Below are 9,992 nucleotides of genomic sequence, written 5' to 3' on the forward strand. Positions count from 1 at the left end.
CGGCCGCGAAAAGATCACGTTCACTACGAACTCTCGTGTCGCACTACGTCTGTAATCGTGTTGATGCTCGAGAAATCCTGGTGATGGCCCGGCCCGGCCGCCGGAAACTGATCAACGCCGGTCGGGCCTGCTGAACGTGGTCATTTCGGGGGTGGTCCCGGGGGCGAACTGGGGGGTTACCCCGATAGGCGGACCCCGTGCACCGGCGGATACTGGAACGCATGGGAGCCGAGCGATTCGAGATGCGCGCCAGCGACGCCGATCGCGATCGCGTGGCGGAGATCCTGCGCGACGCGCACGGAGAGGGCCGGCTGAACCAGGACGAGCTGCTCTCCCGGGTCGAATCGACGTATGCCGCCAAGACGTACCAGGACCTCGACCGGATCATCGCCGACTTGCCGGTGCGCCGCCAACCGGCCGGCATCATGCCGCGGCCGCTGTCCGCGCCGCGCCCGGTGCCGCGGCGCACCGGACGGCGCATCGCACGCGGCATGCTCACCGCGGCGTGGTGGTTCTACGGCATCTGCGTGGCCATCAACCTGATGGTGTGGCTGCTGGTCAGCATCGGTGGCGGCGGCCCGGAGTACTTCTGGCCGATCTGGGTGGCCGGGCCCTGGGGCGTGCTGCTCGGCGGCCTCGAGATGGCGTACCGTTCGGGGGAGACTCCCGCGCAGCGCTGACCGCCGGTCGGCTTGCCAACCGCGATTGGCCTCTGGTAGGCCGAGTGCCGTACAATTCTTGGTCGGCCCACTGTGGTCTGTTTCGTTGCGCCCTGCGGCTGGTTCCGGTCGTTCTCGACCGGGACGGGGTGCTCGTGACAGCTCGCCGCCCGTCCCTCTCAGGACTCCTGGTGGCGTGGTGTGCCGAGGCGGAAGACGACCGACAGAAGAAGTGCGGAGGACATGCCGAAGAAGGACGGGGTCATCGAGATCGAGGGCACCGTGACCGAGGCTCTCCCGAACGCGATGTTCCGGGTAGAGCTCTCGAACGGTCACAAGGTGCTCGCCCACATTTCCGGCAAGATGCGCCAGCACTACATCCGGATCCTCCCCGAGGACCGCGTGGTGGTGGAGCTGAGCCCGTACGACTTGACCCGCGGTCGCATCGTCTACCGCTACAAGTAGCAAACCACCCACGACACTGCCGGCGGCTTCGGCCCACGCTCCGAACTCTCGGCACACGTCAACGAAAGAGTCCCCGATGAAGGTCAAGCCGAGCGTCAAGCCGATCTGCGACAAGTGCAAGGTGATCCGCCGTCACGGCCGGGTCATGGTGATCTGCGAGAACCTGCGCCACAAGCAGCGCCAGGGCTGATCACCCGCACCGCTCGCCCGGACACAACTGAATACTCCAGGACAACGCACCTGCACCCCTGCCTCGCACGGCAGGGACTACCCCCGGGCGGAGGCCGGGGCTCGGCGGCACAGGGCCACCGAGACGCGGTGCGCCAGACACCTCCGCGAAAATGAAGTGAGGAACACCGCATGGCACGCCTCGTCGGCGTCGACCTCCCGCGCGACAAGCGCCTGGAGGTAGCACTCACCTACATCTTCGGCATCGGGCGTACCCGAGCGCTGGAGACTCTGAAGAACACGGGCGTCAGCCCGGACATCCGCGTCAAGGACCTCGGCGACGAGGAGCTGGTCAAGCTCCGCGACTGGATCGAGGCGAACTACCAGATCGAGGGTGACCTGCGCCGCGAGGTGCAGAGCGACATCCGCCGCAAGATCGAGATCGGTAGCTATCAGGGCATCCGGCACCGCCGCGGGCTCCCCGTCCGTGGTCAGCGCACTCACACGAATGCCCGTACCCGCAAGGGTCGGAAGAAGACCGTCGCCGGCAAGAAGAAGGCCGGCAAGTGAGTGCCGCGACGGCGTCTCTCACGCCGTCGCGAGCAGCGAACCGCTGACCTCAGAAGCTTTCGGACAGGAGTACCGCACACATGCCACCCGCAAAGGGCCGCCAGACCAAGGTGCGCCGCAAGGAGAAGAAGAACGTCGCTCACGGTGTCGCGCACATCAAGAGCACGTTCAACAACACGATCGTCTCGATCACCGACCCCCAGGGCAACGTGATCGCATGGGCCAGTGCCGGCCAGGTCGGCTTCAAGGGCTCGCGTAAGTCGACGCCGTTCGCCGCGCAGATGGCTGCCGAGGCCGCCGCCCGCCGTGCTCAGGAGCACGGCATGCGTAAGGTCGACGTGTTCGTCAAGGGCCCGGGCTCGGGCCGGGAGACCGCGATCCGCTCGCTGCAGGCCGTCGGCCTCGAGGTCGGTTCCATTTCGGACGTGACCCCGCAGGCCCACAACGGTTGCCGGCCGCCGAAGCGCCGCCGCGTCTGACGCCACCGAGACGAACGAGGAGACCTGAACCACCATGGCCCGTTACACCGGTCCACTCACGAAGAAGTCGCGCCGGCTCGGCGTCGACCTGATCGGCGAGGACAAGGCGTACGAACGCCGTCCGTACCCGCCCGGCCAGCACGGCCGCGGCCGGCAGAAGGAGAGCGAGTACCGCCTCCAGCTGCACGAGAAGCAGAAGGCGCGCTACACCTACGGCGTCCTGGAGAAGCAGTTCCGCCGCTACTACGAGGAGGCCAACCGTCGCCAGGGTCGCACCGGTGACGTCCTCCTCCAGCTGCTGGAGTCGCGCCTGGACAACGTCGTCTACCGCGCCGGCCTGGCCCGTACCCGCCGGCACGCCCGCCAGCTGGTCGTCCACGGCCACTTCCTGGTCAACGGCCGCAAGGTGAACGTGCCGTCGTACCAGGTGGCGCTGCACGACGTCATCGACGTGCGGGACAAGTCCAAGGAGACGACACCGTTCATCATCGCCCGCGAGACCCACGGCGACCGCCCGGTCCCCGCGTGGCTCGAGGTGATCCCGAACCAGCTGCGCGTGCTGGTCCACCAGCTCCCGTCCCGGCAGCAGATCGACACGCCGGTGCAGGAGCAGCTCATCGTCGAGTTCTACTCGAAGTAGTCCGCACCACCGCCGCGGCCGGCAATCCGGCCGGCCACGGCAGCCTGATCGCGACAGTCATATAGCGGGCGTCGCGGAGAGGAAGTCAGAAGTGCTCATCACCCAGCGTCCCAGTCTCAGCGAAGAGTCGCTGAACGACTACCGCGCCCGGTTCACCATCGAGCCGCTGGAGCCGGGCTTCGGCTACACGCTCGGCAACTCGCTGCGCCGGACCCTGCTCTCGTCCATCCCCGGCGCGGCCATCACGTCGATCCGCATCGACGGTGTGCTGCACGAGTTCACCACCATCCCCGGGGTGAAGGAGGACGTCACCGACGTCATCCTGAACCTCAAGGGCCTCGTCGTCTCGTCCGAGCACGACGAGCCGGTCGTGATGTACCTGCGCAAGCAGGGCCCCGGCGCCGTCACCGCCGCCGACATCGCGCCGCCCGCCGGGGTCGAGGTGCACAACCCCGACCTGCACATCGCCACGCTGAACGGCAAGGGCAAGCTGGAGATGGAGCTGACGGTCGAGCGCGGCCGCGGCTACGTGTCGGCCGTGCAGAACAAGCGCGCCGACGCCGAGATCGGCCGCATCCCGGTCGACTCCATCTACTCGCCGGTGCTGAAGGTCACCTACAAGGTCGAGGCGACCCGCGTCGAGGGCCGTACCGACTTCGACCGCCTCATCGTCGACGTCGAGACCAAGCCGTCGATCCGGCCGCGCGACGCGCTCGCGTCGGCCGGCAGCACGCTGGTCGAGCTGTTCGGTCTCGCTCGCGAGCTGAACATCGAGGCCGAGGGCATCGAGATCGGCCCGTCGCCGGTCGACGCCCAGCTGGCCGCGGACCTCGCGCTGCCGATCGAGGACCTGCAGCTCACCGTCCGCTCGTACAACTGCCTCAAGCGTGAGGGCATCCACTCCGTGGGTGAGCTCGTCTCCCGCAGCGAGGCCGACCTCCTCGACATCCGCAACTTCGGCCAGAAGTCGATCGACGAGGTCAAGGCGAAGCTGGCCACCATGGGCCTCGGCCTGAAGGACAGCGCGCCGGGCTTCGACCCGGCCGCGGCCGTCGACAGCTACGGCGACGACGACCAGTCCTACGCCGAAGACGAGCAGTACTGACCGAGCGCGGCCGGTAGCGGTCGCCACCACACAGGAGAACGATCACCATGCCCACCCCAACCAAGGGTGCTCGCCTGGGAGGCTCGCCGGCTCACCAGCGCGCGATCCTCGCCAACCTGGCGACCGCGCTGTTCGAGCACGGCCGCATCACTACTACCGAGGCCAAGGCCCGCCGGTTGCGTCCGGTCGCCGAGCGGCTGATCAGCAAGGCCAAGCGCGGCGACCTGCACGCGCGGCGCCAGGTGCTCAGCACGATCCGCGACAAGGACGTCGTGCACGCGCTGTTCGCCGAGATCGGCCCGCGCTACGAGAACCGCAACGGCGGCTACACCCGGATCGTGAAGATCGGTCCGCGGAAGGGTGACAACGCTCCGATGGCGGTCATCGAGCTGGTCGAGCCGCTGGCCGAGCAGGTGGTGACCGAGGCGACGAACGCCGCCCGGCGCGCGGCGACGGCGGCTCCGGCTGCCGCTGCCGCGTCGGCGGCCGAGGTCACCGACGCTCCGGCGGACGAATCGACCACCGAGACAACGCCCTCTCAGGCTGCCGTCGACGAGGCGGCCGGTGCCGAGGAGTCCGCGTCCGACACCGCTGAGGAGGCCGCGGCCGACGCCGCCGAGGGCCCGGCCGAGAAGGCCTGACCCTCCCTCACCGCGTCAGCAGCATCATGCAGCCCGCCGATCTCGTGTCCGGGGTCGGCGGGCTGCTGCGCGTCCGGCTCGACCTCGCCTACGACGGGTCGGGCTTCTCCGGCTGGGCCGCGCAGCCCGGCCGGCGCACCGTCCAGGGCGTCCTCGAGGAGGCGCTGGGCCGGGTGCTGCGCATCGACCCGCCGCGGGTCACCGTCGCCGGGCGGACCGACGCCGGGGTGCACGCCCGCGGCCAGGTCTGCCACGTCGACGTACCGGCGACGGCGTGGGCGGCGGCGCCCGGCCGCTCGGACCGGCCGCCGGCGGTCGCGCTCCTGCGGCGACTGGCCGGGGTGCTGCCGGCCGACGTCCGGGTGCACGGCGTCGCAGAGGCGCCGCCCGGCTTCGACGCCCGGTTCTCCGCCGTCTGGCGCCGCTACCGCTACCGCGTCGCCGACACCCCGTACGGCGCCGACCCGCTGCTGCGCTCGTTCGTACTGTGGCACGACCGCCCGCTCGACGTCGACGCGATGAACGCCGCGGCCGCCGGGCTGCTCGGCGAGCACGACTTCGCGGCGTACTGCCGGCCACGCGAGGGTGCCACGACGATCCGCGAGCTGCGGGTGCTGACCTGGGAGCGGACGGCCGACGGCCTGGCCGTCGCGACCATCGAGGCAGACGCGTTCTGCCACAACCAGGTGCGAGCGATGATCGGCGCACTGCTGCTGGTCGGCGACGGCCGGCGGCCGGTCGAGTGGCCGGCGACGGTGCTCGCGGCGGGCCGGCGTGACCCCGCCGTCGTCGTCATCCCGCCGCACGGGCTGACGCTGGAGTCCGTCGGCTACCCGCCCGACGCCGAGCTGGCCGCCCGCGCCCGCGCCGCCCGCAACGTCCGCACGCTGCGCTGACCTCCATCTCGCGGAGGGTGGAAAGCTCGGGGAGATCCCTGAGGGCAAACGCGGCCGGGACGCGTAGCCTGGAGGAGTGTTCACCGACGCGATCGAGATTGCCGTAGCCATTCTGGGCCTCGGCCTTGTCGTGCTGTCCGTGCGACAGGCACGGGCCAAGGGCTGGGCGGCCTCGCTGCAGATGGCGGCGGGCGGGTTCCTGCTCATGGGCGCCTCCGCCATCGGCATCGTCGGCTTCATCGCCGGGCTCGTGCTTTCGCCGGTCGCCTGGGCGGGTGTCATCATGCTCGGCATCGCGGGCCTGCTGTTCTCGGTTGGCCAGAAGCTCGAGGTCCCCAAGGGCTCGGCCAAGCCCGACGCCGTCGGCGAGTCGGGGCCGGCCCCGAAGGGCGCGGTCGACGCCGGCCCGAAGCGCGGTAAGAAGCAGCAGCAGTCGTCGACGGGCGACCCGGAGCTCGACGACATCGAGGCCATCCTGCGCCGCCACGGCATCCAGTAGCTCACAGCTCCAGTACACCGCTCTGTGGTAGCGTTTGAGGCCGTAAAACGGTAGCGTTTGAAACCGTAAAACGGTAGCGTTTGAGCGCGAAGAACGGTTGTGGCTGGGTGCGATACATCCCGCGGATCGTGGATGTCGAACTCGATGACATGCTGGCCGGACTTCCCGCGCTCAGCATCGAGGGTCCGAAGGCCGTAGGCAAGACGGCCACCGCGTCGCGTCGAGCCACCTCACTGATCGCTCTCGACGATGACGACGAGATGGCGCTCCTCGACGCCGATCGTGGCCGGCTCGATCGGCTGCCGCCCCCAGTGCTGGTCGACGAATGGCAGCGGTACCCCCGGGTGTGGGACCTGGTCAGGCGAAGTGTCGACCGCAACCCGTCAGCCGGCCGGTTCGTTCTGACCGGGAGCGCCAGCCCGGTGGACGCGCCGACCCATTCCGGCGCTGGTCGCATCGTGCGGCTCCGCATGCGGCCCATGTCATTGTGCGAGCGCCAAGTGACAACACCGACGGTCAGCCTGGCCGCCCTCCTGACCGGCCGTCGCCCCGAGATCGCTGGGGAGAGCCGGCTGGACCTGGCCGCCTACACCGACGAGGTCGTCCGATCCGGGTTCCCCGCGATCCGTACCCTGGATGAACCGCACCGCAGGGACGCCCTCGACGGCTACCTGGCGGAGATCGTCAGGCGGGACTTCCCCGAGCAGGGACACGTCGTTCGTCGCCCGGCCACCTTGCGAGCCTGGCTCCAGGCGTATGCGGCCGCGACAGCGAGCACGGCCTCCTACAACGTCATCCTCCAAGCGGCCACCGCCGGCGACGGTGAGCAACCCGCCAAGACGACCACGATCGCCTACCGAGACGTTCTCGCCCAGCTCTGGCTCCTCGAGCCGGTCCCGGGCTGGCTGCCGACGCGTAACCATTTCACTCGGCTGAGCCAGGCGCCCAAGCACCACCTTGCCGATCCGGCGCTGGCTGCGCGTCTACTGGGCGTCGGCGCATCGGCGCTGCTCGATCAGCCGTCGGCGGGTCCGCCGGTCCGCCGCGACGGGCCGCTTCTCGGTGCGCTCTTCGAATCACTCGTGACGTTGAGCGTTCGGGTCTATGCGCAGAGATCGCGGGCGGACGTCCATCACCTGCGCACCGCACGTGGCGACCGTGAGGTCGATCTGATCGTCGCTCGAGACGACGGACGCGTCGTGGCATTCGAGGTCAAACTCTCACCGTCCGTCGACGACAAGGACATCACGCACCTGCGCTGGTTGCGTGAGCAGCTGCAGGACGATCTACTCGACGCCGGTGTCATCACCACGGGGAAGGCGGCGTATCGGCGCCCGGACGGCATCGCCGTCATCCCCGCGGCTCTGCTCGGTCCGTGACCGACAGCAGCTCACAGCTCCAGCACGTCGCCCTCGCGGCCGACGGTGACGGGGAGCGGGGCGGCCGCGGCGTGCTTCGCGGCCAGCTCGTCCACGTCGTCGTCCGAACGCGTGGGGGCGTGGTGGATGAGCACCAGCCGGCCCACCCGCGCCCGCGCGGCCAGCGCGATCGCGTCGCCGATGGTCGAGTGGCCGTACGCCTCGGCCCAGTAGCGCTCGGCGTCGGAGAACTGCGCGTCGTGCAGCAGGAGGTCGACGCCGCGGACGAGGTCGGCGGCGGGGCCGTCGCCGGCGCCGGCGGCGTGGTCGGGCAGGTAGGCGAACGAGGCGCCGTCGGCCGTCACCCTGATGCCGAACGTGCGGCCGCCCTTGTGCGGGATGTCGGCCAGCTGGACCCGCGCCCCACCCGCCTCCGCCCAGCCGGCGTCGCGGGCCTCGAACCGCCACCGCCCGGCCAGCCCGTCGGGTCCGATCGGGAAGTGCGGCGGCGACATCGCCCGGCGCAGCAGCGCGGCTGCCGACCCCGGTACGTCCGGCGCGGCGCCGTCCTGCGCAGGCAGCCACAGCCGCACCTCCGCGCCGTCGACGTCGCCGGAACGGAAGAACGGCAGCCCCTGCACGTGGTCCCAGTGCAGGTGGCTCAGCACCAGGTCGCCGCGGTACGGCGCGCCGCCCAGCATCGTCGTCAGGTTCGTGAGCCCGGTGCCGGCGTCGAGCACCAGCCGCGGGTCCGGCTCACCCCGCACGGTGACCGTGACGCACGACGTGTGCCCGCCGGTGCGCACGAACGCGGCACCGGGCGCGGGCGTCGAGCCCCGGACACCGTGCAGGGTGATCCTCACGCCGGCACGTCCTCCGCACGGTGCCGCTCGGCGAGCTCGGCCAGCTTGCCCCGGTCGATCGCGGCGCCGGAGCAGACCGCGACGCGGATCGGCGTGACGGCCATGAGCGTCGAGGTGCGTCGTCCGCCCTCCAGGACGGCGCGCTCGCCCAGCACCGCGCCGGGCCCGATCTCAGCCAGCCGGCGCCCGTCCACCTCGACTCGCAGCACCCCGTCGAGCAGCAGGTAGAGATCGTCGCCGGGCTCGCCCTGCAGCGTCAGCATCTCGTCGGCGGCCAGCGTGCGGATGACCGGCTTCTGCTCCCCGCTCATCAGCATGCGCGACAGCACGCGCTCGGTCGCGCTCTCCACCTCGACGGTCAGCGCCGGCGAGTCCTCGTCGCCCCACGGCGTGCGGGCGCCGAACGAGTGCGCCGCCCAGGCCGAGTAGTCGGTCAGGCCGGACTTCAGCACCAGCGCGCCGGCGTCGTCGTAGACCCAGTGGCGCGGGAACGTGCTGGCGCCCGGCAGGCCCGGCTCGGAGCGGCCGTCCGGGTACAGCGTCAGAGTGAGCGTCGTCCACACCAGCGGCGCCTGCAGCTTGACGTACGGCGGGTGCGGGACGGCGCGCGGTGCCGGCAGCGCGGTCCGGCCGCCGCAGGTCTGCGTCAGCCGCACGCTGCCGTCGGGCCGGAACTCCGGCTCGTGGCGCAGCACCGGCAGCGCGACCGCGGCGAACGTGGCGCCCAGCCGGCCGACGCGCACCGTCGTCGACCCCATCAGCACGCCGGACGCGTCGCCGTAGCCGGCCCGGACGATCCGCCCGTCCTCGACCTCGGCCCAGCCGGTCAGCAGGTTCGCGTACCGGAACCGGTCGTCGGCACGCAGCTGGTCGAGGTCCCCGACGACGTCGGGCGGCGGCGGGTCGTAGTGGGTGAAGCCGGTCTCGAAGGCGGCCTTGGTGAGTCCCGTGACGGCCTCGGACGGGATCCACGACAGCGTGGTGGCGGTGGCCTCGATTCGGGTGGTCATGGTGTGCCCCCTCGGACGGACGTGTCGAGCCTGGTCACCACGGTAGGAAGCGCCCGAGGCGCGGGGCAGGGTGCAGGCAGGCCGGTCCGGAGGGGTGCTGGCACGCCCGGTGTGACCGTGATCGCGCGGGGTATTCCTCCCGATATGGGAGTCTTGACGCGGTATCGGGCGACGACCGCCGCCGGCGTGATCGCGGCGCTCGTTCTGGTCCTCGTGTTCGGCAGTCCGCCGTATGGCGACTGGGCCCGTGACAACGCGAACGGGACAGGTGCCCTCGACTGGTTCCTCACCCTCCTCACCTGGCCGTCATGGGACTTCGACGCCGACCTTCCGGTCCGGGACATCGTCGCTATCGCACTGCGCGCGATTCTCGTGATCGTCCTGACCGCGGTGTTCCTGGCCCTGCTCACGGGCCCGCGCCTCTCGCGAGAGCGCAGTGGCGCCGCCCAGCTGCTCACCGGCTGGTCTGCGTACATCTTCGCCGGCGCCGGCGCCGGTCTGCTGGCGGCGATCTTCATGAGCGACCCGTCGACGCTGGGCGCGTTCCAGGCGGCCGCGGCGGGTGCTGCCTACGGGTTGTTCACCGGCTGGGTCGTCGGCCTGGCCACCTTCGGCGGTCCCGGCCGCATGACGTAGCGG

14 protein-coding genes are annotated in these 9,992 nt (G+C 70.7%); 12 read left to right on the top strand and 2 right to left on the bottom strand.

Annotated elements, in window-relative coordinates:
• Window positions 1–221: 221 nt before the first annotated feature.
• The 11 genes from E1262_RS04175 (at window position 222) to E1262_RS04225 (ending at window position 7,501) form a co-directional block, all read left to right on the top strand.
• Window positions 222–680 carry a DUF1707 SHOCT-like domain-containing protein gene (locus E1262_RS04175; protein WP_132101778.1) on the top strand — a complete coding sequence of 153 codons (459 nt, stop codon included), beginning with the start codon at window positions 222–224 and terminating at the stop codon, window positions 678–680.
• A gap of 222 nt (window positions 681–902) precedes the next feature.
• A complete protein-coding gene (gene infA, locus E1262_RS04180; protein WP_026877474.1) occupies window positions 903–1,124 on the top strand; it encodes a translation initiation factor IF-1 in 222 nt (73 codons plus the stop codon).
• Between the two features lie 76 nt (window positions 1,125–1,200).
• Window positions 1,201–1,314, top strand: a complete 114-nt coding sequence (gene rpmJ, locus E1262_RS04185) for a 50S ribosomal protein L36 (protein ID WP_015883600.1) — start codon at window positions 1,201–1,203, stop codon at window positions 1,312–1,314.
• Between the two features lie 170 nt (window positions 1,315–1,484).
• Window positions 1,485–1,862, top strand: a complete 378-nt coding sequence (rpsM, locus tag E1262_RS04190; protein ID WP_116947034.1) for a 30S ribosomal protein S13 — start codon at window positions 1,485–1,487, stop codon at window positions 1,860–1,862.
• Between the two features lie 80 nt (window positions 1,863–1,942).
• A complete protein-coding gene (gene rpsK, locus E1262_RS04195) occupies window positions 1,943–2,341 on the top strand; it encodes a 30S ribosomal protein S11 (protein WP_026877472.1) in 399 nt (132 codons plus the stop codon).
• A gap of 34 nt (window positions 2,342–2,375) precedes the next feature.
• Window positions 2,376–2,981 carry a 30S ribosomal protein S4 gene (gene rpsD, locus E1262_RS04200; protein WP_132101779.1) on the top strand — a complete coding sequence of 202 codons (606 nt, stop codon included), beginning with the start codon at window positions 2,376–2,378 and terminating at the stop codon, window positions 2,979–2,981.
• 91 nt (window positions 2,982–3,072) lie between these two features.
• A complete protein-coding gene (locus E1262_RS04205) occupies window positions 3,073–4,086 on the top strand; it encodes a DNA-directed RNA polymerase subunit alpha (protein ID WP_069110661.1) in 1,014 nt (337 codons plus the stop codon).
• Window positions 4,087–4,133: 47 nt separating this feature from the next.
• On the top strand, window positions 4,134–4,727 hold the full coding sequence (gene rplQ, locus E1262_RS31885; protein ID WP_132101780.1) for a 50S ribosomal protein L17: 594 nt from the start codon (window positions 4,134–4,136) through the stop codon (window positions 4,725–4,727).
• Window positions 4,728–4,753: 26 nt separating this feature from the next.
• Window positions 4,754–5,623 carry a tRNA pseudouridine(38-40) synthase TruA gene (truA, locus tag E1262_RS04215; RefSeq protein WP_203453519.1) on the top strand — a complete coding sequence of 290 codons (870 nt, stop codon included), beginning with the start codon at window positions 4,754–4,756 and terminating at the stop codon, window positions 5,621–5,623.
• A 76-nt stretch (window positions 5,624–5,699) separates the two neighbouring features.
• On the top strand, window positions 5,700–6,122 hold the full coding sequence (locus tag E1262_RS04220; RefSeq protein WP_132101781.1) for a hypothetical protein: 423 nt from the start codon (window positions 5,700–5,702) through the stop codon (window positions 6,120–6,122).
• Window positions 6,123–6,250: 128 nt separating this feature from the next.
• On the top strand, window positions 6,251–7,501 hold the full coding sequence (locus tag E1262_RS04225) for an ATP-binding protein (protein ID WP_203453520.1): 1,251 nt from the start codon (window positions 6,251–6,253) through the stop codon (window positions 7,499–7,501).
• An 11-nt stretch (window positions 7,502–7,512) separates the two neighbouring features.
• Here the strand turns inward: E1262_RS04225 and E1262_RS04230 are convergent, their stop codons facing one another.
• Together E1262_RS04230 and E1262_RS04235 are read right to left on the bottom strand one after the other, a co-directional pair.
• Complete coding sequence (locus tag E1262_RS04230; protein ID WP_132101782.1) at window positions 7,513–8,343, bottom strand: MBL fold metallo-hydrolase; 831 nt, start codon at window positions 8,341–8,343, stop codon at window positions 7,513–7,515.
• Window positions 8,340–9,353: a cyclic nucleotide-binding domain-containing protein gene (locus E1262_RS04235; protein WP_132101783.1), complete on the bottom strand. Its 1,014-nt coding sequence runs from the start codon at window positions 9,351–9,353 to the stop codon at window positions 8,340–8,342. The genes E1262_RS04230 and E1262_RS04235 overlap by 4 nt, the downstream gene beginning before the upstream one ends.
• A 144-nt stretch (window positions 9,354–9,497) precedes the next feature.
• Here E1262_RS04235 and E1262_RS04240 point away from each other — a divergent pair, with 144 nt between their 5' ends.
• Window positions 9,498–9,989 carry a hypothetical protein gene (locus E1262_RS04240; protein ID WP_132101784.1) on the top strand — a complete coding sequence of 164 codons (492 nt, stop codon included), beginning with the start codon at window positions 9,498–9,500 and terminating at the stop codon, window positions 9,987–9,989.
• The last annotated feature ends 3 nt before the right edge of the window (window positions 9,990–9,992 follow it).

Source organism: Jiangella aurantiaca (assembly GCF_004349105.1).
In the GTDB taxonomy this organism is placed as follows: domain Bacteria; phylum Actinomycetota; class Actinomycetes; order Jiangellales; family Jiangellaceae; genus Jiangella; species Jiangella aurantiaca.